This is a genomic window from Agromyces italicus DSM 16388 (assembly GCF_000421545.1).
In the GTDB taxonomy this organism is placed as follows: Bacteria; Actinomycetota; Actinomycetes; order Actinomycetales; family Microbacteriaceae; genus Agromyces; species Agromyces italicus.
Genome location: NZ_ATXF01000006.1, coordinates 434,119 through 456,857 on the forward strand (window position 1 = coordinate 434,119; position 22,739 = coordinate 456,857).

22 protein-coding genes and 1 pseudogene are annotated in these 22,739 nt (G+C 70.9%); 13 read left to right on the forward strand and 10 right to left on the reverse strand.

The features are described 5' to 3' along the window. The first annotated feature begins 17 nt into the window (after positions 1 to 17). The 4 genes from H516_RS0110040 to H516_RS0110055 all read left to right on the forward strand — a co-directional run bounded on the left by H516_RS0110040 (position 18) and on the right by H516_RS0110055 (position 4,900). Positions 18 to 1,007, forward strand: coding sequence for an ATP-binding cassette domain-containing protein (locus H516_RS0110040; protein WP_022889591.1), 990 nt, complete (start codon positions 18 to 20; stop codon positions 1,005 to 1,007). A 128-nt stretch (positions 1,008 to 1,135) separates the two neighbouring features. Next, positions 1,136 to 1,912 (forward strand): ABC transporter permease, encoded by a 777-nt coding sequence (locus H516_RS0110045; protein ID WP_022889592.1) that lies wholly within the window; start codon positions 1,136 to 1,138, stop codon positions 1,910 to 1,912. A 185-nt stretch (positions 1,913 to 2,097) separates the two neighbouring features. Then, on the forward strand, positions 2,098 to 3,201 hold the full coding sequence (locus H516_RS0110050) for an MBL fold metallo-hydrolase (protein ID WP_022889593.1): 1,104 nt from the start codon (positions 2,098 to 2,100) through the stop codon (positions 3,199 to 3,201). Positions 3,202 to 3,247: 46 nt separating this feature from the next. Next, entirely contained in the window at positions 3,248 to 4,900 is a 1,653-nt protein-coding gene (locus tag H516_RS0110055; RefSeq protein WP_022889594.1) for a phytoene desaturase family protein, read from the forward strand. Here the strand turns inward: H516_RS0110055 and H516_RS0110060 are convergent. Continuing rightward, a complete protein-coding gene (locus H516_RS0110060; protein ID WP_026378649.1) occupies positions 4,897 to 5,265 on the reverse strand; it encodes a hypothetical protein in 369 nt (122 codons plus the stop codon). The genes H516_RS0110055 and H516_RS0110060 overlap by 4 nt on opposite strands. 88 nt (positions 5,266 to 5,353) lie before the next feature. On the opposite strand from H516_RS0110060, the gene H516_RS19515 reads away from it, so the two are divergent. Both H516_RS19515 and H516_RS0110070 read left to right on the forward strand, forming a co-directional pair. Continuing rightward, positions 5,354 to 5,860, forward strand: coding sequence for an SRPBCC family protein (locus tag H516_RS19515; protein ID WP_169513515.1), 507 nt, complete (start codon positions 5,354 to 5,356; stop codon positions 5,858 to 5,860). A 79-nt stretch (positions 5,861 to 5,939) separates the two neighbouring features. After that, complete coding sequence (locus H516_RS0110070; RefSeq protein WP_022889597.1) at positions 5,940 to 7,049, forward strand: AI-2E family transporter; 1,110 nt, start codon at positions 5,940 to 5,942, stop codon at positions 7,047 to 7,049. A gap of 131 nt (positions 7,050 to 7,180) precedes the next feature. Here H516_RS0110070 and H516_RS0110075 read toward each other — a convergent pair whose 3' ends face one another. Further along, on the reverse strand, positions 7,181 to 7,741 hold the full coding sequence (locus H516_RS0110075; RefSeq protein WP_022889598.1) for an acyl-CoA thioesterase: 561 nt from the start codon (positions 7,739 to 7,741) through the stop codon (positions 7,181 to 7,183). A 128-nt stretch (positions 7,742 to 7,869) separates the two neighbouring features. Between H516_RS0110075 and H516_RS0110080 the strand changes: the two genes are divergently transcribed. Further along, positions 7,870 to 9,012, forward strand: a complete 1,143-nt coding sequence (locus H516_RS0110080) for a M24 family metallopeptidase (RefSeq protein ID WP_022889599.1) — start codon at positions 7,870 to 7,872, stop codon at positions 9,010 to 9,012. 133 nt (positions 9,013 to 9,145) lie between these two features. On the opposite strand, the gene H516_RS19520 is transcribed toward H516_RS0110080, so the two are convergent. The 5 genes from H516_RS19520 to H516_RS0110105 are packed head-to-tail and all read right to left on the reverse strand — an operon-like array spanning position 9,146 to position 14,182. Continuing rightward, on the reverse strand, positions 9,146 to 9,835 hold the full coding sequence (locus H516_RS19520; protein ID WP_022889600.1) for a dihydrofolate reductase family protein: 690 nt from the start codon (positions 9,833 to 9,835) through the stop codon (positions 9,146 to 9,148). 3 nt (positions 9,836 to 9,838) lie between these two features. Continuing rightward, positions 9,839 to 10,972, reverse strand: a complete 1,134-nt coding sequence (locus H516_RS0110090) for a bifunctional 2-methylcitrate synthase/citrate synthase (protein ID WP_022889601.1) — start codon at positions 10,970 to 10,972, stop codon at positions 9,839 to 9,841. 23 nt (positions 10,973 to 10,995) lie between these two features. Continuing rightward, positions 10,996 to 11,895 carry a methylisocitrate lyase gene (prpB, locus tag H516_RS0110095; RefSeq protein ID WP_026378650.1) on the reverse strand — a complete coding sequence of 300 codons (900 nt, stop codon included), beginning with the start codon at positions 11,893 to 11,895 and terminating at the stop codon, positions 10,996 to 10,998. A gap of 55 nt (positions 11,896 to 11,950) precedes the next feature. Then, a complete protein-coding gene (locus H516_RS0110100) occupies positions 11,951 to 13,486 on the reverse strand; it encodes an MmgE/PrpD family protein (RefSeq protein ID WP_022889603.1) in 1,536 nt (511 codons plus the stop codon). A 30-nt stretch (positions 13,487 to 13,516) separates the two neighbouring features. Continuing rightward, entirely contained in the window at positions 13,517 to 14,182 is a 666-nt protein-coding gene (locus tag H516_RS0110105; RefSeq protein WP_022889604.1) for a GntR family transcriptional regulator, read from the reverse strand. A 176-nt stretch (positions 14,183 to 14,358) separates the two neighbouring features. Here H516_RS0110105 and H516_RS0110110 point away from each other — a divergent pair, with 176 nt between their 5' ends. Beyond that, a complete protein-coding gene (locus tag H516_RS0110110; protein WP_022889605.1) occupies positions 14,359 to 15,702 on the forward strand; it encodes an aminotransferase class V-fold PLP-dependent enzyme in 1,344 nt (447 codons plus the stop codon). Then, positions 15,699 to 16,160: a Fe-S cluster assembly sulfur transfer protein SufU gene (gene sufU / locus H516_RS0110115; protein ID WP_022889606.1), complete on the forward strand. Its 462-nt coding sequence runs from the start codon at positions 15,699 to 15,701 to the stop codon at positions 16,158 to 16,160. Before H516_RS0110110 ends, sufU begins: the two co-directional genes overlap by 4 nt. Before the next feature lie 119 nt (positions 16,161 to 16,279). Here sufU and H516_RS19525 read toward each other — a convergent pair whose 3' ends face one another. Then, positions 16,280 to 17,359, reverse strand: coding sequence for an enoyl-CoA hydratase/isomerase family protein (locus H516_RS19525; RefSeq protein ID WP_051138789.1), 1,080 nt, complete (start codon positions 17,357 to 17,359; stop codon positions 16,280 to 16,282). 47 nt (positions 17,360 to 17,406) lie between these two features. Between H516_RS19525 and H516_RS20945 the strand changes: the two are divergent. Continuing rightward, a pseudogene (locus tag H516_RS20945) lies at positions 17,407 to 18,044 on the forward strand (LysE family translocator). 97 nt (positions 18,045 to 18,141) lie between these two features. Further along, positions 18,142 to 18,591 carry an ArsR/SmtB family transcription factor gene (locus H516_RS21345; protein WP_022889608.1) on the forward strand — a complete coding sequence of 150 codons (450 nt, stop codon included), beginning with the start codon at positions 18,142 to 18,144 and terminating at the stop codon, positions 18,589 to 18,591. A gap of 520 nt (positions 18,592 to 19,111) precedes the next feature. On the opposite strand, the gene H516_RS0110135 is transcribed toward H516_RS21345, so the two are convergent. After that, positions 19,112 to 19,657 carry a YbhB/YbcL family Raf kinase inhibitor-like protein gene (locus tag H516_RS0110135; RefSeq protein ID WP_022889609.1) on the reverse strand — a complete coding sequence of 182 codons (546 nt, stop codon included), beginning with the start codon at positions 19,655 to 19,657 and terminating at the stop codon, positions 19,112 to 19,114. A gap of 82 nt (positions 19,658 to 19,739) precedes the next feature. Here H516_RS0110135 and trhO point away from each other — a divergent pair, with 82 nt between their 5' ends. Beyond that, positions 19,740 to 20,642 (forward strand): oxygen-dependent tRNA uridine(34) hydroxylase TrhO, encoded by a 903-nt coding sequence (trhO, locus tag H516_RS0110140; protein ID WP_026378652.1) that lies wholly within the window; start codon positions 19,740 to 19,742, stop codon positions 20,640 to 20,642. 6 nt (positions 20,643 to 20,648) lie between these two features. Here the strand turns inward: trhO and H516_RS0110145 are convergent, their stop codons facing one another. Next, complete coding sequence (locus H516_RS0110145) at positions 20,649 to 21,215, reverse strand: TetR/AcrR family transcriptional regulator (protein ID WP_026378653.1); 567 nt, start codon at positions 21,213 to 21,215, stop codon at positions 20,649 to 20,651. 105 nt (positions 21,216 to 21,320) lie between these two features. On the opposite strand from H516_RS0110145, the gene H516_RS19540 reads away from it, so the two are divergent. After that, positions 21,321 to 22,583, forward strand: a complete 1,263-nt coding sequence (locus H516_RS19540) for an FAD-dependent monooxygenase (protein WP_022889611.1) — start codon at positions 21,321 to 21,323, stop codon at positions 22,581 to 22,583. Positions 22,584 to 22,739 lie beyond the last annotated feature (156 nt).

Below are 22,739 nucleotides of genomic sequence, written 5' to 3' on the forward strand. Positions count from 1 at the left end.
CTCGAGAAACTGGCCCCATGACGAACCAGATGATCACCGCACAGGGCCTCACGAAGACGTTCCGCTCGAAGGGGCAGACCGTCGAGGCCGTCCGTTCACTCGACCTCACCGTCGGCGAAGGCGAACTCGTCGCCTTCCTCGGCCCGAACGGGGCCGGCAAGTCGACGACCCTTCGCATGCTCACCACTCTGCTTCCCCCGACGAGCGGCGACGCCGTCGTGGCCGGATGCGATGTCCGCCGCGATCCCGCCGGCGTACGCCGCCGCATCGGCTACGTCGGCCAGGGCAGCTCGGGCGGGCACACCCAGCGCGTGCGCGACGAGCTGCATGCCCAGGGCGCGTTCTACGGGATCGGCCGTCGAGAGACGCGCACCCGGGCCGCCGAGCTGATCGAGTCGCTCGAGCTCGGACAGGTCGCGAACCGCACGGTGCAGTCGCTCTCGGGTGGGCAGAAGCGCCGGCTCGACATCGCCCTCGGGCTGATCCACCGGCCCGAGCTGCTCTTCCTCGACGAGCCGTCGACGGGGCTCGACCCGCACAGCCGGGCGAACCTCTGGCAGCACATCGTCGAGCTGCGCCGGGCCACCGGCACCACCATCTTCCTCACGACGCACTACCTCGACGAGGCCGATCGGCTCGCCGAACGCGTCATGGTGATGGACCACGGCTCGGTCATCGCCGACGACACCGCGTGGGCCCTCAAAGGGTCGCTCGCGGGCGACCGGGTCACGCTCACCTTCGAGAACGCGACGGATGCCTCGGCCGCCGCCGCACGCCTCGGCGGTGAGATCGGCGGGGCCGAGGGTGCCTCCGCCCACGTGGTGAACATCACGGCGCCCGGCGGCGACCTCGCGCTGCCCCGGTACATCCTCGAGCTCGCCGAGCTCGGCATCGAGGTCGCCGCGGCCACCCATCGGCAGCCGACCCTCGACGATGTGTTCCTCGCGCTCACCGGGCGCAGCCTCCGCGACGAGGCGGCGCACGCCGAGCCCGCCCTCGTCGGTTGAGGAGCGGCGCTCCGCTCCTCCTCAACCCACCCGGTTTCGAGACGTCGCTCCGCGCCTCCTCAACCCACCCGGTTTCGAGACGGCGCTCCGCGCCTCCTCAACCCACCTCCACCGAAAGGACCACCCTCATGACCACCACCACCACCCGCCCGACGGGCTTCGTCCGCGACACCGCCGCCGTCTTCGTCCGCGAGTCGAAGCCGCTCGTGCGCGACCCGTTCAGTGTGATGTTCTCGCTCGTGCAGCCGCTCGTCTTCCTCGGCCTCTTCGGGCCGTTGCTCATCGGCGCCGCCGGCGGCGACGTCGCCGGCACCTTGCAGTGGTTCGTCCCCGGCATCCTCGTGATGGTGGCGCTCTTCGGCACCGCCTCGACCGGGGCGAACCTGCTCTTCGAGATGCAGACCGGGTCGCACGAACGCACGCTCGTCGCCCCGCTCTCCCGCAGCGCGCTGCTCGTCGGCCGCGCCCTCAAGGAGGTGGTGCCGCTCGTCATCCAGGGCACGATCGTCGTCGTCGTCGCGGTGCCCTTCGGCTTCGCGGTGGATGTCGCGGGGCTCATCCTCGGCCTCGCGATCCTGGCCGTCTTCGGTATCGGCTTCGGCGCGCTGAGCTATACGCTCGCGCTCTCCTGCCGCAACCGCGACTGGATGTTCTGGATGGTGCACCAGACCCTGCTGTTCCCCCTGATGATCCTGTCGGGCATGCTGCTGCCGCTCGACGACGGCCCGGACTGGATGAAGGTCGCCGCCGCGGTGAACCCGCTCAGCTACCTGGTCGGCGCCGAGCGGGCGCTGCTCGCGGGCGACTTCGCCGACCCCGCCGTCATCGGCGGCGCGATCGCCGCGGTCGTGACGTGTGCGATCGGCGTGCTCGTCGGCGTGCGGGCGATGCGCCGAGCGAGCTGAGCCGGCCTCGGCCGATGCACCGTATCGACCCCGGCCGAGAACACCGCAAGGGCACTACGTCACTGATACCACAGGCGAATCAGTGACGTAGTGCCGCCCGAGCGGCCCGCCGCCTCGCATTGCCACAGCAGGCCGCTGCCGATACCTTGTTTCGGATACCGTATCCAGAATCAAGGAGAAGACCGATGACGTTCGAATCCGCATCCCACTCGGGGCTCACCCGCCGCAGCATGCTCACCGGCGCGGCCGTGATCGGCGCCGGCGGCGTCGCCCTCGGGTCGGCTCCGGCTGCGGCGACGCCGCTGACGGCCCGCGGGTACCGCACGCGCGTCGTGCTGGCCGGCACCGCCGGGGGCCCGCCCCCGCAGGACGGGCGCCTGGGCATCTGCACCGTCGTGCTGGTCGAGGAGCGCGCCTACCTCGTCGACCTCGGGCCCGGCGCCGTGACGGCGTACGCGAGGGCGGGCCTCGCGATGGAGCAGATCCAGTCGGTGTTCGTCACCCATCTGCATTCCGATCATCTGGCCGAGGTGTACAACCTGTTCTGGCTGAACTACGGCGCCCCCGGCGCCCGCGGCAGCGTCACACGACCGGTCGGCATCTACGGCCCCGGCCCGGCAGGGAGCGCACCCCAGGCGCCCGGAGCCCCGGTCCAGCAGCCCGACGCGCCGACGCCCGGGCTCACCGACTTCCTCCGCGCTTCGGTCGCCGCCACCGCCTACGACCTCAACACCCGAATGGCCGAGAGCCGCAAGCCCGACATCTGGAACGTGCTCGACCCGCACGACATCGACCTCCCCGACATCGGCGCGAGTGCGGCGAACCGGGCGCCCGAGATGGAGCCGTTCGAGGTCATGGACGACGGCTTCGTTCGGGTCACGGCGATCCTCGTCGATCACCCGCCGGTCTTCCCCTCGTTCGCCTACCGCTTCGACACCGCCGACGGTTCGGTCGTCATCAGCGGCGACACCGCGCCGTCGGGCAATCTGGTCCGCCTCGCCGAGGGTGCCGATCTCCTCGTGCACGAGGTGTACGACCACCCCTACTTCGCCGCCATCAACCCCCGTCTCGCCGAGACGTTCTCACGCACGCACACGGCGTCCGATCGCGTCGGCGAGGTGGCGACCGCCGCGGGCGTCCGAACGCTGGCGCTGAGCCACCTCGTGCCCGCCGGCATCCGCGATGTGCCCGACCACGTGTGGAAGCGGCAGGCGCGGAAGGGCTTCGACGGCACCGTCCTCGTCGGCCGCGACGGCGACGCCATCGGCATCGGCCGCCGCGCGAACTGAGCCGGGGCGGCTCGGCCGTCGGACCGCCACCGCCTACGCTCGACTCATGCCCAGCACCGAGCACGCCGGGGCCCCCGCGCCCTCCGCCCACGACGTCGTGATCGTCGGCGGCGGCCACAACGGCCTCACCGCGGCCGCCTACCTCGCCCGGGCCGGGCTCGACGTGCTCGTCCTCGAGCGCGACGACCACCTGGGCGGGGCGGCGATCTCGGCCGAGGCCTTCGCGGGCGTCGAAGCGCGACTCTCGCGCTACTCGTACCTCGTCAGCCTGCTGCCGCAGCGCATCATCGACGATCTCGGTCTCGACGTCGAGCTCGTGCGCCGGCGATTCTCGTCGTACACGCCCGCCGATCGTACGCGCGGCCTGCTCATCGACAACGAGGCAGACGCCGCAGCATCCGCCGCCGCCTTCGCCCGAATCGACGCCGAACCCGACGCCGCGGCGTGGCAGGCGTTCTCCGCCGACACGACCCGCATCGCCGAGCGGCTCTTCCCGACCCTCACCGAACCGCTGCCGACCCGCGCCGAGGCCCGCGCGCTCGTCGGCGACGACGACGTCTGGCGCGCATTCGTCGAACGCCCGCTCGGCGAGACGATCGACGCGCGCTTCACGAGCGACCTCGTGCGCGGCGTCGTCGCGACCGACGGACTCATCGGCACCTTCACCTCGCTCGACGACCCCGCGCTCGACGCCAACCGCTGCTTCCTCTACCACGTGATCGGCGGCGGCACCGGCGACTGGGACGTGCCGCTCGGCGGCATGGGCACGGTGAGCGGCGAGCTCGCCCGCGCGGCGCGCGAGGCCGGGGCCGAGCTCGTCACCGGCGCCGAGGTGCTGGGCATCGACCCCGCCGGCAGGGTGCGCTACCGCCTCGCGGGCGAGGAACACCATGCGAGCGCGGGCACACTGCTCGCGAACGTCGCACCCGCCGTGCTCGAAGTCCTCCTCGAGGCGGGCGCAGCGGATGTCTCGGCCGAGACCCGCACGAGCGCCGTACCGCCCGTCGTCCGCGAGCGCCTGCGGGCACTGCACGCCCCAGAGGGCGCGCAGGTCAAGGTGAACCTGCTGCTCACCCGGCTCCCCCGCCTGCACGACACCGAGGTCGCCCCCGAGCAGGCCTTCGCGGGCACCCTCCACATCAACGAGCTCGCCACCCAACTCGACGCGGCATACGCGACGGCGGTGCGCGGCGGCATCCCCTCGCCCCTCCCCTGCGAGGTCTACTGCCACACCCTGAGCGACCCGTCGATCCTGTCGCCCGAGCTCGCCGCCTCGGGCGCGCACACCCTCACCGTCTTCGGCCTGCACGTGCCGCACCGCCTGCTCGAGCGCCACGGCAACGACGAACTGCGCGCCCTGCTGCAACAGGCGGTCATCGATTCACTCGACTCGGTGCTCGCCGAACCCGTCGAATCGGTGATCATGACGGATGCCTCGGGCCGCCCCTGCATCGAGACCAGGACGACGCTCGATCTCGAGGCCGCGTTGCGGATGCCCGGCGGCAACATCTTCCACGGTCCGCTGTCGTGGCCGTGGGCCGAGCCCGGCGCACCGCTCACGACGCCGGCCGAACGCTGGGGCGTCGCCACGCTGCATCCGCGCATTCTCCTGTGCGGATCGGGCGCGGTGCGCGGCGGCGGCGTCAGCGGCATCGGCGGGCACAACGCCGCGATGGCCGTGCTCGAGGGGTTCGCCTAGAAGACGAAGAGCTGGCCGAGCACCAGGATCGCGATGACGAACAGCGCGATGATCGCACCGGCGACCGCGAGGGACTTCGCCGAGAGCTTCGCCACCACGTAGCCGACGAGGATCGGCAGGGCGACGAGGAAGAGCGTCACGATCCACCAGAAGGCCTGGTAGGCGCCGTTTCCGACCTCTTCGAGACGACCGGCGAACAACTGCTGCGAGTGCGGGTGCGTCGCGAACGCGAAGGAGGCCGAGAGCGGCACGGCGATGAGCGCGAGCACGATCAGGCCGACGAGCCAACCCCACAGGCCGGACTTGCCGTCAGTGACATCCATCGCTTCTTCGTGCGCCACGCGCGCCGTCCCCTTGGAACTCATGCTCCGACTCTAGTCGTTCGCGCGCGCGGCTCTAGTGCTCGGCACCCGCCCGGATTAGCCTGAAAGTCACGAGCGAGTGGGGGCGATGATGACCGCGAAACCGACCGGACACTACGTGCTGAAGGCCGACGGCCTGTACTTGCAGTTCGACCGCCTGTTCCACGCGCCGATCGAAGACGTGTGGTTCAGCCTGACGAACCCCAACGCGATGAAGGGGTGGATCGGCACGTACACGGGCAGTCCGTCGACGGGCGGCGTCCGCTTCCAGATGAGCGAGGAGGGCGCCGAGTGGATGAACGTCTCCATCCTCGAATGCCGCGCGCCGCACAGCTTCACGGCCGACTCGGGCTCGGGCCCGACGGGGGTGCGCGTGTTCTGCCACCTCGTCGAGGGCGGCGGCATGACGACGCTCACCCTCGGCCAGCGCGTGAGAGACGCGGCCGACGCGGCGAGCATCGGGCCCGGCTGGGACTTCTACCTCGATCGGCTCGCCGCCGCGCGCTCGGGTGCGGAACTGCCCGTCTGGGAGGTCTACTACCCCGGTTTCTCGCCCCACTACCGCGAGCTGAAGGTTCCCGATGCGGCGAAGGGCTGAGCGTCGCCGGTCGAGCATCGCGGATGCCTCGGCCACGCGGCATCCGCCATGTCGACTCTGCCAGCCCTAGACTGGCGCGGTGAACCCGATCCAGCGCCGCGCGCACGAGACCGCCTCCGAGACGCCCGGCGTCGGCCGCGCCGCCGACTTCATGGCGAACCGCCCCTTCCAGTGGGCGTTCGTCGCGACGCTCGGCGTCGTCGTGGCGCTCGGCATCGCGGCGGCGTTCGCGAGCATGTCGAGCGTCGTGTTCTCGGTGCTCGCCGCGGCGTTCATCACGCTCGGGCTCGACCCGCTCGTGCGCTGGTTCGAGCGGCGCGGCATGAAGCGCGGCCTCGCGATCCTGACCGTCATCATCCTCTTCGTACTGGTCATCGTCGGCATGCTCTGGCTCGTGCTGCCGCTCGTCATCGGCCAGGCCGTCGCCTTCGTCAGATCGCTGCCCCAGGCGTACGAGAATCTGCAGCAGCAGCAGTGGTACCAGGACGCGGTGAACGGCTCGGGCGGCGTCGTCGGCTCGATCTACGAGTGGATCGTGGAGACGATCAGCGACCCCACGTTCTGGACCACGATCGGCGGCGGCGCGCTCAACTTCGGCTTCGCCCTCCTCGGCGGCCTGTCGAGCGCGTTCTTCGTCTTCATCCTGACCATCTACTTCACGGCCACGCTCGACCCGTCGAAGGCCGCGATCTACACGCTCATCTCCGCCTCGCACCGCGAGCGGGTCGTCGGGTATGCCGAGCGGATCATGCAGAACGTCGGCCGCTACCTCAGCGGGATGGTCGTGCTCGCGTTCTTCAACGCCCTGTACAGCCTCATTCTGCTGACCGTCGCCCAGGTGCCCTTCGCGCTCGTCATCTCGGTCGCGGCGTTCTTCATCACCCTGATCCCGCTCATCGGCACGGTGCTGACGACGGCCGTGATGACCGTGCTGTCGCTCTTCGTCTCACCGGTCGCCGCGCTCATCGTGCTCGTCGGCATGCTCGTCTACATGCAGGTGGAGGCGTACATCCTCACCCCGAAGGTGATGAGTAAGGCCGTGCAGGTTCCCGGCTCGATCGTGCTGATCGCGGCCCTCGCCGGCGGCACCCTCGCCGGCCTGCCCGGAGCGCTCGTCGCGATTCCGGTGGCGGCCGGCATCCTGCTCATCATTAAAGAGGTCGTGGTCCCGATGAAGGCGCGGAGCTAGCGCCGCTCCGCACGCGCCGCGCGCTCCGAGAAGCTTCCCGGGGTGCTTTTCCGCAAGCTGGGCAGCTGACTCAGTCGTGGTGTTGCGGGAAAGCACCCCCGGGACGGTCGCAGAGCCGGCACTGCACGGGCTCAGTCCCAGATCGACGGCGCCGCCGCGCGCATCGGGGGCAGCGCGACATCCTGCCCCCAGCGTTCGATCCACTCGGGGATGCCGTCGAAACCCTCGACCCCGAAGGCTTCGACGAGCTCGGTCATCGGCACGGTGCCGCCCGCCTTGCGCAGGAACCGCGCACGGATGTGCCCCGTCGCGTAGATCTCGGGCGCGCCCGTGGCATCCGGCCGGACGAATCGCTGCTCCATGTAGACCGCCTTGTCGTCGTGGCCGACGATGCGCGACTCGATCGTGAACCGGTTCCAGGGGTTCAACGACTTGCGGAAGGTGATCGTCTCGCTCGCGACGACCGGGTACCAGCCGCGCTCGCGCATGAGCTGCCAGACGCCGTTGCGCACGAGCATCTCGAACCGCGCGACATCCATGATCGAGAAGTAGACCCCGTTGTTCATGTGGTTGAGGATGTCGAGGTCGGTCGGCAGCGTGATGAAGTTCGTGCGGGCGACGTCGCCGTGGCCGAGCCGCGAGCGGAAGCGGGCGAGCACCAGATGCAGCATCGTGCGGAAGAACATGTGCATGATCCACGACTGTAGGCCGAGATCGCGGTGCGTCTCGAGATTCCGTCGATCCTGACAACGAAGGGCCGGATGCCTCGCGCCCGACTTGTGGCCGACGGGCAGCGAGCGGCCCGCCGTAGACTCCGAGCATGCCGACCGCAGCCACGACCACCGACCGCCTCCGCCGCCTCGCCGATGCCGCCCGAGACGCGGGCATCGACGTGGTGCTGGTGGCTCCGGGCCCAGATCTCGCCTACCTCGTCGGGCACTCGGTGCCCTCGCACGAGCGGCTCACGCTGCTCGCGGTGCCCGTGAGCGCCCCGCATGAAGCGGTCATGATCCTGCCCGCCCTCGAACGCGGCGGCTGGGAGGGCAGCCCGGCCGAGGTCGCCGGGGTGCGTTTCGTGACCTGGCTCGACGGCGAGGATCCGTATGCGGTGCTGCTCAGCGCGCTCGATGCGGGCGCCACTGCCGCAGGCGCCGCGATCGGCACCGTCGCCGTCGACGACCACCTGCCCTACCTGCACGCCTTCCGGCTGCAGCAGGCCCGGCCCGAGCTGCGGATGCGGCCGGCCGGCGAACTCATGTCCGAGCTTCGCATGCGCAAGCAGCCCGCCGAGGTCGACGAGCTCGCCTCGGTCGGCGCCGCGATCGACCGCGTGCACCGGCGCATCGGCGAATGGCTGCGAGCGGGCCGCACCGAGAACGAGGTCGCCGCAGACATCGCCGCCGCTCTCGTCGAAGAGGGGCATCGCACGGCGGACTTCGTCATCGTCGCATCCGGCCCGAACGGCGCGTCGCCGCACCACGAAGCCGCCGACCGGGTCATCCGGGCCGGTGATCCCGTCGTCGTCGACATCGGCGGCCCGAACCCGGCCGGGTACAACTCCGACAGCACCCGCACCTACCTCGTCGCGGGCGGCGAGCCCGACCCCGAGTTCGCGCGGGTGCACGAGCTCGTACGCACGGCGCAGCGCGCCGCCGTCGACGCCGTGCGGCCCGGGGCGACGGCCGAGTCGATCGACCGCGCCGCCCGCGAGGTGATCGAGCAGGCCGGCTACGGCGAGTACTTCATCACGCGCACCGGCCACGGCATCGGGCTCGAGGTGCACGAGCACCCGTACATCGTCGCCGGCAACACCCGCCAGCTCGAACCCGGTATGGCGTTCTCGATCGAGCCCGGCATCTACCTGCCGGGCCGGTTCGGGGTGCGCATCGAGGACATCGTCGTGGTCGGCGACGACGGCGCCCGGCTCATGAACACCTCGCCGATCGGGCTCCTCGTCGTGTAGAAGTCCCTGCGAGGGCGCCTTCACCTCTGCCGCAGGTGTGGTCAAGTGGTCATTTGGTCGCCCCACCTGTGGTCATGTGGTCATGTGGTCGCCTCCGCCAGATCGACCCCGTGCCCCGGCGGTCGAGGCGGGATCACCCGAACGTGCCATCCGGAGGACCCTCCGGAGGACCATCCACGACTGCGGGCGGGTGCAGCACCCGATAGCGCAGGTGCGTCGCCTTCGCGCCCTGGGCGACGCTGATCGGCACGAGCTCCACGCGGCGAGCGGCCGAGTCGGGGAAGAGCCGCGACCCGCCGCCGAGCAGCACGGGCACGAGGTGCAGCCGCGCCTCGTCGACGAGGCCCGCGGCGAGCGCCTGGCGCGCGACCTCGGCACCGCCCATGACGCACACCGAGGCCGCGCTGGCGACGTCGCTCGCACGTGAGATCGCCTCGGCGACGCCCCCGGTGACGAACTCGAACCGCGACCCGCCCCGCTCGAGCGGCTCACGATCGCGACTCGTGACGACGAAGCACGGGCGTCCGCCGAACACCGGTGCGTCGCCCCACTGCGACTCGCCGACGTCGAACGTGCGCCGTCCGAGCACGAATGCGCCGGTCGACTCGAACATCCGCTCCGCGGCCTCCCGGTCGACGCGTGCTGGCTCCGTGTCGACGAGGCCGTCGCTGTCGCCGCGCGGGACGGTTCCGTCGAACACCGAGTTGTGGATCCACTCGTTCACCCGCTCGCCGCCCAGCCCCAGCGGGTGCTCGAGGCTCACGCCCGGAGCGGCCGTAAAGCCGTCGAGGGTCATCGTCATCTCGAGGAAGACGTGCGACACGGCTCAGTCCTTGACCGGCACGTGCCGCTCATCGACGCCGTTGTAGACCGACAGCGGGCGGATGAGCGCGTTCGCGGCGGACTGCTCCATGATGTGCGCCGTCCACCCCGTGATGCGCGACGCCACGAACAGCGGCGTGAACGTCAGGGTGTCGAAGCCCATCAGGTGGTAGGCGGGGCCGGCCGGGTAGTCGAGGTTGGGTTTGATGCCCTTGCGCTCGCCCATCGCCGCTTCGAGCGCGACATAGAGCTCGAGCAGCTCGGCGCGGTCGTAGTGCTCGACCATGCGCTCCATCGCATCGCGCATCGTCGGCACCCGCGAGTCGCCGTTCTTGTAGACGCGGTGCCCGAAGCCCATGATCTTGCGCTTCGAGGCGAGCGCCTCGTCGAGCCAGGCGACCGCACGCTCGGCGCCGCCCGGTCCGGCGCCGATCTCGTCGAACGCGTGCATCACGGCCTCGTTCGCGCCGCCGTGCAGTGCGCCCTTGAGCGCGCCGATCGCGCCGGTCACGGCCGAGTACAGGTCGGAGAGCGTCGAGGTGATCACGCGCGCCGTGAACGTCGAGGCGTTGAACGAGTGCTCGGCGTACAGGATCATCGACACGTCGAACGCGGTGACGACCTCGAGCTCGGGCGCTTCGCCGAAGGTCTGCCAGAGGAAGTTGGCCGAGTAGCCGAGGTCGTCGCGTGGTTCGACGAACTCGAGCTCGTGGCGGCGGCGCTGGTCGTAGGCGACGATCGAGGGCAGCTTCGCGAACAGCCGGATGGCCTTGTCGAGGTTGGCCTCGGGCGAGTCGTCGGGCGTCGCCGGGTCGCTCGCGCCGATGACGCTGACCGCCGTGCGCACGACGTCCATCGGGTGGGCCGTGAGCGGCAGCTCGTCGACGATCCGCTTCACGTCGTGGTCGAGCCCTCGCAGCGACCGCTCGCGATCCTCGAAGGCGCCGAGCTCCTCGTCGTTCGGCAGCTCGCCGTACCAGAGCAGGTAGGCGACCTCCTCGAAGGTGCACGAGGCGGCGAGCTCCTGCACGGGGTATCCGCGGTAGAGCAGCGAGTTCGTGTCGGGGTTGACCTTCGAGACGGCGGTGTAGTCGACCGGCACACCGGCCAGGCCCTTGTAGATCTCCTGCTCGGCCAATTGGTGCTCCCTTGCGTTCGGCGTCAGCGTGCGACGGTGAAGTTGAAGATCGAAGTGTCGAAGTGGTTGTAGCCCTCGTAGTCGATCAGATCGTAGAGCTCCGTGCGGTGCTGCATCTCGCCGAGGCGGGCGGTCAGCGAACCGGATGCCTCGAGCTCGTCGAGTCCGCGCATCGCGCTGCCCATCGCGAGCCGCAGCAACGACACCGGCCAGATGACGATGTTCATGCCGACGTCGGCCAGCTGCTGCACGGTGAACAGCTCGCTCTTGCCGAACTCGGTCATGTTCGCGAGGAGGGGCACGTCGACCGCGGCGCGGATCGCCGCGAACTCCTCGAGCGAGCGCATCGCCTCGGGGAAGATCGCGTCGGCGCCCGCGTCGACGAGGGCCTTCGCCCGGTCGACCGCGGCCTCGAGCCCGTCGACGGCGGCGATGTCGGTGCGCGCCATGACGAGGAAGTTCGGGTCGCGGCGCGCGTCGACCGCCGCGCGGATACGGCGCAGCGCCGTCTCGTCGTCGACGACCTGCTTGCCGTCGAGGTGCCCGCAGCGCTTGGGGTTGACCTGGTCCTCGATGTGGAGGCCGGCGAGGCCGGCGTCCTCCATCTCCTGCACCGTGCGGGCGACGTTCATCGGCTCGCCGAAGCCGGTGTCGGCGTCGATGATGGCGGGCAGCTCGGTCATGCGGGCGATCTGCCTGCCTCGGCCCGCGACCTCGGTGAGGGTCGTGAGCCCGATGTCGGGCAGCCCCAGGTCGGCGCTCAGCACCGCACCCGAGATGTAGACGCCCTCGAAGCCGCGTTCGCCGATCAGCTTCGCCGAGAGCGGGTTGAACGCCCCCGGGAACCGCATGATCTGGCCGGTCGCGAGCCGCTCGCGAAACAGGCGCCGCTTCTCGTGCGCGGGAAGAGATGAGTAGAGCATCAGCACGCTCCTCCGGGGGTCTCGATACGCTTCGCTACTCGACCGGGGGGTCGCATCAGAACAGCCCCTCGGGGATCTCGACTCCGGTGAGCGCACCCGGCGCGACCGTGAAGGTGAGCCCGCCGAGCTCGTCGGGCGAGAGCTCGGGCAGACGCTGCGCGAGGTCGAGGAACCGCTCGATCTCGTCGGGCGTCACGGCCCACTCGGCCAGGGTGCGGAACTTGTGCACGTACTGCTCGCGGGCGAACGGCCGGGCACCGAGCGGGTGCGCGTCGGCCACCGCGATCTCGTCGACGATCTCGCCGCCGTCGGCGAGCTTGATGACGACGCGGCCGCCGAAGGCCTTCTCGGCGATGTCGAGCGAGTGGTAGCGGCGCGTCCACTCGGGGTCCTCCACGGTGGTGACCTTGCGCCACAGTTCGACCGTGTCGGCGCGGTGGGCGCGCTCGGGCGAGTAGGAGGTCTCGTGGTCCCACGCGCCGTCTTGCAGCGCGACGGTGAAGATGTACGGGATCGAGTGGTCGAGCGTCTCGCGCGAGGCGTCGGGGTCGTACTTCTGCGGGTCGTTCGCGCCCGAGCCGATCACGTAGTGCGTGTGGTGCGAGGTGTGCAGCGTGATCGACTCGATGTGCTCGGCGTCGAGGATGAGCGGGTACTCGTCGTGGAGCTTGCGGGCGAGGTCGATCCACGCCTGCGCCTGGTATTCGGCCGAGTGCTCCTTCGTGTACGAGTCGAGGATCGCCCGCTTCGCCTCGCCCGCATCGGGCAGCGGCACCTCGTACGAGGCATCCGGCCCGTCGAGCAGCCACGCGATGACGCCGTCCTCGCCCTCGTAGATGGGCACCGGGCTCGTCTCGCCGCGCATCGCGCGGTCGACGGCCTCGATCGCCATCTTGCCGGCGAACGCGGGGGCGTGCGCCTTCCACGTCGAGATCTCGCCCTTGCGCGGCTGACGGGTCGCGGTGGTCGTGTGCAGCGCCTGCCCGATCGCCTGGAAGATCGTCTCCTGGTCGAGGCCGAGGAGCGTGCCGATGCCCGCGGCGGCCGACGGGCCGAGGTGGGCGACGTGGTCGATCTTGTGCTTGTGCAGCGAGATCGCCTTCACGAGGTCGATCTGGATCTCGTACCCCGTCGCGAGGCCGCGCACGACGTCGCGCCCGGTGAGTCCACGGCTCTGCGCGAGGTGCTGGGCCACCGCGACGATCGGGGGGATGTTGTCGCCGGGGTGCGAGTACTCGGCGGCGAGGAAGGTGTCGTGGTAGTCGAGCTCGCGCACGGCGACCCCGTTCGCCCAGGCGGCCCACTCGGGGCTCGTGCGGCGGGCCGCGTCGGCGCCGAACACCGTCGCGCCGTCGCCGCCGATCGAGACCGGGTGCGAGAGCGCCTGGCTGCGCGCGGAGACGACGGGCCGGCGGGCGATCGCCGCCGCCGCGACGGCGGCGTTGTCGATCACCCGGTTCACCACCATGTCGACCACGTCGTCGTCGAGCTCGACCGGGTCGGTCGCGACTCCCGCGAGCTTCCAGGCGAGCTGTCCTTCTCGGGTCAGGTTCTCGTCGCTGCGGTGGGTGCGCACGTGGTGGAGTTGCATGGGGTGGACCTTTCTGAAGTGTTCCATCGGTCAGGCTACGCGGTGGCCGTCGGGGTGACGAGCCTCGATCGAGGCGAGCGCATGGCGGAGGCTCAGGTGCAGGTGCACATGGGTGGCATGGGCCGCGAGGTCGGCATCGCCGGCGATGATCGAATCGACGATGAGCAGGTGCTCGGATGCCGCGGCGCGGAGCCGCTCGGGATGGTGGCGCGCGAGCCGGCGCACCCGGGCCGAGTGCAGGCGGACGCTGCGGAGCGCCGCGCCGAGCATCGCGTTCGCGGCGGCCGACTCGATCTCGTCGTCGAGCGCGTCGACGGCGCCGTAGTAGGCGCGGAGGCCCTCGTCGCCCGAGTCGAGCAGCTCGGGGGCGCCGGCGATCCGCTTGCGGAGCGCGGTGAAGCGCTCGGGCTCGCGCCGGCCCGCGGCGAGGCGGGCCGCCTGGCCTTCGAGCGCCTCGCGCAGTTCGTAGAGCGAGACGATGCTCGCGGCGTCGAGCGCCGAGACCTGGAGCACTCGCGCGGAGGCGGCGGTCGCGAGCCCGTCGGCCTCGAGCCGGGCGAGCGCCTCGCGCACCGGGGTGCGGGAGACGCCGAGCCGGTTCGCCTGTTCGACCTCGGCGAGCGCGGCGCCGGGCTCGAGGGCGCCGTCGAGGATCTCCTCGCGCAGTGCGCGGTACGCGCGTTCACTCGCTCGCATCGACCCCCCTCACTCTTATGTATACATTCACGCACTCAGGCGCGCGATCCGCCACTTGTATGTGGCTTGGTGTATACATCGTACCGTTCTCGACCGTCGGGCGTCGCGGCATGCCCGCGGCTGGACATCTCCCGTGACCGGCCTCCGGCACCGCTGCGCGTGGGACGATGGAAGTGATGAGCACCAGCGACCTCGACACCATCGGGCAGCGCGCGGTCACCGACCTCCGCCGCGACTTCCCCGCCTTCGCCGACGGCGCCGCCTACGGCGCCCGACCCGACGGCGGCGCGCCGGTCGCGTACCTCGACTCGGCCGCGACCGCCCAGCGCCCCGCTCGCGTGCTCGACGCCGAACGCGAGTACCTCGAGCAGCACCTCGCCCCCGTGCACCGCGGTGCGAGCGCCGCCGTCGGCCGCTCGACGACCCTCTTCGAGGACGCCCGCGCCACGGTCGCCCGATTCGTCGGCGCCGGCGAGCGCGAGATCGTCTGGGCCGAGAACGCCACCGACGCGCTCAATATCGTCGCGCTCGGCATGGCGGATGCCTCGGCCGGACTCGGCGGGCCCGAGGCATCCCGGTTCGCCCTCGAAGCCGGCGACGAGATCGTCGTGACCGAGGCCGAGCACCACGCGAACCTCATTCCGTGGCAGCGCCTCGCCGCACGCACCGGCGCGCGCCTCCGGGCCGTGCGCATCGACGAACGCGGGCTCTGGTCGGTCGACGCGCTCGCCGCCGAGCTCTCGGAGCGCACGCGCGTCGTCGCGATCGCCGAGGTGTCGAACGTGACCGGGTACCTCGCACCCGTCTCCGACGTCGTCGCGCTCGTGCGCGAACGCTCGCCGCGCGCGTTCGTCGTGCTGGACGCCTGCCAGTCGGTGCCGCACCTGCCGAGCGATCTCGGCGCGCTCGGCGTCGACTTCGCCGCGTTCTCGGGGCACAAGATGCTCGGCCCCAACGGCATCGGCGTGCTCTACGGTCGCGCCGAACTGCTCGACGCACTTCCTCCCGCACGCACCGGCGGCTCGACGATCACGCGCGTGACGATCGATTCGGCCGAGTTCCTGCCGGCGCCGCACCGCTTCGAGGCCGGCACCCAGCCGGTGTCGCAGGTCGTCGCCCTCGCCGAGGCGGTACGTTACCTCGAGTCGCTCGGCATGGCCGCGGTCGCGGCGCACGAGCGCTCGCTCGCCGAGCGGGTCGCCGTGCAGCTCGCCGAGGTGCCGGGCGTGCGACTCATCGGGCCGCCCGCGGGCTCGCCGCGCGCCGGCCTCGTCTCGGTCGCCGTCGACGGGGTACACGCGCACGACGTGGGGCAGTTCCTCGACGACGCCGGCGTCATCGTGCGCGTCGGCCACCACTGCGCGCAGCCCCTGCACCGTGCACTCGGCATCACCGCCACGACCCGCGCGAGTGCGCACGTCTACACGACCGCCGACGAGATGGACCGCTTCGTCGCGACCCTCGGCGAAGTGCGGAGCTTCTTCGGCGTCGCCGACGAGGTCGCGGCGGTGATCGCATGAGCGGGCTCGAGGGGCTGTACCAGCAGATCATCCTCGACCAGGCGAAGCGTCGCAATGGCGACGGGCCGCTCGACGGGGCCGACGCCGAGCACCACGAGTTCAATCCGACGTGCGGCGACGAGATCACCGTTCGGGTGAAGCTCGACGACGATGGCGTGCGCCTCGCCGAACTCGCGTGGCAGGGCGACGGCTGCAGCATCTCGATGGCCTCGGCGTCGACGCTCGCCGAGCTCGCGGTGGGACGCCCGGTCGACGAGGTCGGCGGGCTCATCGAGGGGTTCCGCGCTATGCTGCGTTCGCAGGGGACAGGTGAACCCGACGAAGAGCTGCTCGGCGACGCGATCGCGTTCCACGGCGTCTCGAAGTACGTCATGCGCGTCAAGTGCGCGATGCTCGCGTGGGTCGCGCTCGAGGCGGCGCTCGCGAAGGCGGCGCCTGCCGCACCGGTGGTCGAGTAGCGACGCCCTGCGTGTGAACCACACCGTTTCGGGGGTGCTTACCCGCAAGATGGTGCCGCGATTCCGTGCCGAGGTCTGCGGGAAAGCACCCCCGAAACGAGCAACGGCCAGCTCAGCGCCTACGGCCGCTGAATGCGATCGGACTCATTCATCTCGTCGAAGACGGGGCCGAAGCGCGCCTCGTCGAGCACGCTCGCCGCGAGGCGGGGGGGCACCTCGCCGAGCTCGGGCGGGTCCCACCGGGGCGAGCGGTCCTTGTCGATCACCTGCGCCCGGATGCCCTCGCGCAGGTCGTGCTGCTCGATGAACCAGGTCACCGCCCGGAACTCCTGTTCGAGCGCGGCCTCGAGGTTCGGCAGGGTTCGCGCCCGCCGCACCGACTCGAGGGTCACCGTGAGGGCCGTCGGCGAGAGCGCCTCGAGCTCGTCGGCGGCCTCGGCGGCCCCTGGGTGCGCGTGGGCGCGCAGTCGCGAGATGATCTCGGTCACCGTGTGCGCCGAGTAGCAGGCGTCGACCCAGTCGCGCGAGAGCGCGAGCGCGGACGGGCCCGGCGTCTCGTCGAAGAGCATGACGATCTCGGCGGGGCTGCCGGGGTCGGCGCGCTCGGCGAGCGCCTGCAGCACGTGCGGGATGCGCTCGGAGGGCACGAAGGCGTCGGCGAAGCCGGCGTGCAGGGCATCGGCCGCGTCCATGGTGCGCGAATTGAGGGCGAGGTGCACGCCGAGTTCGCCCGGCGCCTTCGCGAGCAACCACGATCCGCCCACGTCGGGTGTGAAGCCGATGCGGGTCTCGGGCATCGCGATGCGCGAGCGCTCGGTGACGATGCGTACCGAGGCGTGCCCGGCGAGGCCGATGCCGCCGCCCATGGTGATGCCGTCCATGATGGCCACGACCGGCTTCGGGTAGCGGGCGATCGCCGCATCCAGCCGGTACTCGGCACGGAAGAACTCGCGGGCCTCCGCGTGGTCGTCATTCACGGCGTAGCGGTGGAGCTCGCGTATGTCGCCGCCGGCGCAGAAGCCGCGTTCGCCGGCGCCGTCGAGCACGACGAGCGCGACCTCCGAGTCGTGCCGCCAGGCCTCGAACACCTCGGCGAGGGCGCGGATCATGTCGTACGAGAGCGCGTTGAGCGCCTGGGGTCGGTCGAGCGTGACGTGGCCGACGCCGTCGGCCACGCTCGCGGAGATGTGGTCGCTCACGCCTGCCACCGTATCGCCCCGGCGGAGAACGCGAATAGGATTCCGAGATGGTCCCCGTCGAGAACCTCTGGGCGTTCGTGCTCGCCTCCGTCGTGCTCATCGTCATCCCCGGCCCGAGCGTGCTCTTCGTCATCGGCCGCTCGCTCGCCCTCGGGCGCCTCGGGGGTTGCTCAGCGTCGTCGGCAACGCGCTCGGCATGGTGCCCCTCGTCATCGCGGTCGCCCTCGGTGTCGGCGCGATCGTCGCGCAGTCGGTCGTGCTGTTCACGATCATCAAGTTCGCCGGTGCCGCCTACCTCGTCTACCTCGGCGTCCAGGCGATCCGGCACCGCAAGGAGGCCGCCCGCGCCGCCGAAGGCGAAGTCGCCCCACGCTCGCACTGGCGGCAGCTCGGCGAGGGCTTCGTCGTCGGGGTCACGAACCCGAAGACGATCGCCTTCTTCGTCGCGGTGCTGCCGCAGTTCGTGTCGTTCGAAGCCGGGGTAATTCCCATGCAGCTCTTCGAACTCGGCATGGTCTTCATCGTGCTCGCCCTCGCCTGCGATTCGATCTGGGCCCTCGCCGCGAGCGCGGCCCGCAACTGGTTCGCCCGATCGCCGAGGCGCATCGAGCACCTCTCGGCCACCGGCGGCGTCATGATGATCGGCCTCGGCGGCGTGCTCGCGCTCAGCGGCAACAAGCACTGACGCGCGCCGCTCCTCCCCAGACGGACGGGTGGCCCCAGTGCGCACGACGCGTGCCGAGACCCGTCGGCGTGGTGAATCGCACACGTAGCCTGCGGCCATGATGCATCCGTTCGAGATCCTCGCCGAACCGGTCCGGCGACGCATCGTCGAAGTACTCGCCGTCGGGTCGCACCCCGTCGGCATGATCACCGACGTCATCACGATGGAATTCCAGGTGTCTCGCTCGGCCGTGTCGCACCACCTCAAGATCCTGCGCGAGCAGCAGGTCGTCAGGGTCATCCCCGCCTGCACGGAGCGGCTCTACCTGCTCGAGGAGGAATTCATGCTCAGCCTCGACCAGGCGGTCGATGAGCTGTTCAACCTCTGGGATCACCGCTACGGCTTCGGTAACGACCGCGCACCCCTCCCACCGGAACACCCATCGCGCGCGCCGAGGATGCCTCACCCGCCGCGCACCCGGAACGCACCGCACCCGCACCGAGCGGGGCGCAAGGGCCGTCGCGGATTCGAACCCGGCAAGTGGCTCGATGACGCCGAGGGCGAGTGACCCGTCCCGGCCGGCCTGCGGCGAGCGTTTCCGTTTCGAGCTATGCCAGTTCCCCCTCATTCGGGAAGATCGCAGCCCGCGGGTGCTCATCCCAGTCAAGCCCGCGCAGGGCATCGCCGCACACCCCCTGATCACTGCCCCCTGCCCACCCGCTGCCCCTGCCCATTGCCCCCTGCCCTCTGCCCAACGGCCCCGCCGCCCCACCGCCCCACCGCCCCACCGCCCCACCGCCGACTTCCCCCTGCGACGTTTCGATTTCGTGCTGTGCCAGTTCCCCCTCATCCGAGGGCGAGCGCAGCCATCCCTTCCCGGCTTCTCCTCTGAACGGGCCCATGTCCGGCGGCTCCGGCCGCTCTCCCCGATGAGGGGGAACTGGCACCACTCAAAACGAAGAACCTCACGCCCCCACTCCCCGATGAGGGGGAACCGGCACCACTCAAAACGAAGAACGTCACGCGCCCAGAGTTCCCCGCGGAAGAACGGCGGCGAACCGAGCTCCCAGGGGCGACCGGATGCGCGGCTACGCGTCGGCCGGATTCACCGCTGTGCCGACGAGCACCGCACGGCCGATGCCGCGGAAGAAGCACTGGATCGCGAGGTTCGCCGGCGTCGCCTCCGGGTCGATCGTCAGCCGCGGCACGTCGAGCGCGTGCACGGCGAACATGTAGCGGTGCACGCCGGTGCCCGGCGGCGGCGCCGAGCCCGCGTAGCGCCGCTCCCCGTCCTCGTTGGGCAGCACGAGCGCGCCCGCGGGCAGCTTGAGTGCGCCCGGTTCACCCGCATCGGCGTCGAGGCTCGTGACCGAGGCCGGCAGGTTCGCGACGGCCCAGTGCCACCATCCCGAACCGGTCGGCGCATCGGGGTCGAAGCACGTCAGAGCGAAGCTCCGCGTCTCGGGCGGGAACCCCGACCACGACAGCTGCGGCGAACGATCGCCCGCGCCGGGCCCCGCGGCGCGCAACGGCAGCGGCATTTCGGCGCCGTCGACGAGGTCAGCGCTCTCGAGCGAGAACTCGGCCATCGGCTTCAGCGCCTGCAACGCGGCGTACGGGTCGTGATCGAACATCGGCGTTCCTCTCGACGGATGCCTCCAGCCTATGCCGGAGCGCACACGGCGAGCGCGGAGCATCCGCTCGTAGACTCTCGTGGTGCCGATCGCCAAGATCCTCCTCTACTACGCCTTCACGCCGCTCGCCGACCCCGACGCGGTGCGGCTCTGGCAGCGCGATCTCGCCGCCTCGCTGGGACTGCGCGGGCGGATCCTCATCTCGAAGGACGGCCTGAACGGCACCCTGGGCGGCGAGCTGCGCGCCCTCAAGCGCTACGTGCGCTCGACTCGCGACTACCCCGCGTTCAAGCACATCGACTTCAAGTGGAGCGAGGGCACCGGCCTCGACGAGTCGGGTGCGAGCCTCGACTTCCCGAAGCTCAGCGTCAAGGTGCGGGACGAGATCGTGAGCTTCGGCGCACCCGGCGAACTCGCGGTCGACGCCGCGGGCGTCGTCGGCGGCGGTACGAGGCTCACCCCCGAAGCGCTGCACGAACTCGTCGCCGAGCGGGGTGACGAGGTCGCCTTCTTCGACGGCCGCAATGCCCTCGAGGCCGCGATCGGCCGTTTCCAGGGCGCCGTCGTGCCCGACGTCGAGACGACGCGCGACTTCGTGCGGTTGCTCGACTCGGGCGAGTTCGACGAGCTCAAGGGGCGCCCGGTCGTCACCTACTGCACCGGAGGCATCCGGTGCGAGGTGCTCTCGAGCCTCATGGTGAGTCGCGGGTTCGGGGAGGTCTACCAGCTCGACGGCGGGATCGTCCGTTACGGCGAGCGCTTCGGCGACGACGGGCTCTGGCAGGGCTCGCTCTATGTCTTCGACGGCCGCGGCTCGATCGACTTCAGCGACCACGCCGCTCTCGTCGGCGAATGCGCGCGCTGCGGCGACGCGACGAATCGCACCGTCAACTGCACGGATGCCTCGTGCGACGTCGAGTTCGTCCTGTGTGCGTCGTGCGACTCGACCACCTGCCCAACGCACGAGGCCGAGCCCGCGGGCTGACGCTCGCTACTCGCCCGCGATGGCCGAGATCGCGCGGGCGAGCTCGTCGCCGCTCGGCAGCCGTTCGGGGTCGACGAGCCAGAGGATGCCGAGGCTCTGCACGAGCGCGAAGTCGAGCTTCGCGATCGCATCGACGTCGGCGGCCGACAGCTCGGGCCGGTTCTCGCGCAACTGCTCGGCGATGCCGAGGTAGCCCTCCCCCACCGCGGCCGCAAGGCCGCTCGTCGCCTCGGGGTCGCGCAGCACCCGGACGGTGTTCTCGAGACTCGCGATCAGTGCTTCGCGATTCTCGGCGAACACCTCGGGCATGCGGTTCCAGAGTGCGGCGAAGCCGTCGACGAGCGGCATCCCGGCCGTCTCGCCGACGACCGCCTCCATGCCGTCGCCGATGCCGTCGCTGAGCGATTCGGCGAGCGCCGCGGTGATCAGCGCCTCCTTCGAACCGAAGTGATAGCCGATCGCGGCGAGACTCACCCCCGCCTCCGCGGCGATGTCGCGCGCGGTCGCCTTCGCGACGCCGCGTTCGACGATCACCCGGCGGGCGCCGGCCAGCAGGTCTTCACGATTGCCCATGGCACCATGGTAGCCGCCCTCTTAGACATTCGTGCTAGACAAACGTCTCACTCACCTGTTAGACATCTGTATTAGACATTTGTTTCATTCGGAAGGGACACCACGATGACCACCACCTCCTCACCGCACGTCCTGGTCTCCGGCGCCGGCATCGCCGGCCTCGCCCTTGCACTGCAGCTCACGCGCAGCGGCATCCGCTCGACGATCGTCGAGCGCGCCGACGCTCCCCGGCCCGGCGGCCAGGCCGTCGACCTGCGCGGCGCGAGCCGCGAGGTCGCCGAACGCATGGGGCTCATGGCCGGCATCGAGCCGCGCCGGGTGCACGAGCTCGGCATGGCCTACGTCGACGGCCGGGGCCGCGCATTCGGCCGCATGTCGATGGAGGACTTCGACGGCGAGGGCGCCGTCGCCGAGATCGAGATCGCCCGCGGCGACCTCGCCGAGGTGCTTCGCGAAGCGCTCGATGAGGCGGCGGCGGCCTCCCCCGGCCTCGTCGAACTGCGCTACGGAGACCGCATCACCGCGCTCGAGCAGCACACCGGGCGGGTCGACGTCGAATTCGAGCACGCCGGATCCGCCTCGTTCGACCTCGTCGTGGGCGCGGACGGCGTGCACTCGGCGACCCGCCGCCTCGCCGTCGGGCCCGAGGAGCTGTACGCGACCCCGCTCGGCGGGTACGCCGCGTTCTTCACCCTGCCGACTCCGACCGACCTCGAGCCCGGCTGGTTCGCGATGCGCTTCGTGCCTGGCGCGACCTTCGGTCTCCGACCCGACCTCGACCCCGCGACCTCCAAGGCGATCGTCACGCTGCGGGTCGATCGCGACCCCCGCCTCCGAGGCGACCGCGCCGCGCAGGAGGCGCTCATCCATCGGGCGCTCGAGGGTGCCGGCTGGCACGCCGAGACCATCCTGCGCGCGATGCCCGGGGCATCCGATTTCTACTTCGACGAACTCGTGCGCATCGACCTCGACGAACCGGTGAAGGGGCGGGTCGCCCTCCTCGGCGACGCGGCGTCGTGCGGGTCGCCCATGACGGGCATGGGCACGGCGACGGCGATCATCGGCGCCTACCTGCTCGCCGAGCGGATCACCGAGGACCCTGAGGCACTGCCCGACGCCCTCGCCCACTACGCGGCCGACATCGCCCCGTTCGCCGAGCTGGGCAAGCGGATCCCCGGCGGCGGCATCGAGCGCATGGTCCCCGCGAGCCGGTTCGGGGCGGCGATCTCGCGGGCGATGACCGGGGTGATGCTGTCGAGGCCGTTCCGGCCGATCGTGCGGCGCATGTTCGCGGCCGGGAGCGGCGAACCCGCGCTGCCGATCGGGCGGGCTGCCGAACGGCACGCCGGCGCCCACGCCGGAGCATGATGCGACGGGCAGCGGTCACTCCAGCGGGGGGCGGGCATGGGCGCGCGTTGCGGCTCGAGCGCGAGCAGCAGCAGGCCGACGGCCCGCTCGAAGGTGCCGTCGGCCCGCGGATGACTCGGCCGACGTGTCCCCCATGCCGGAATGCTCCTGGGCGGG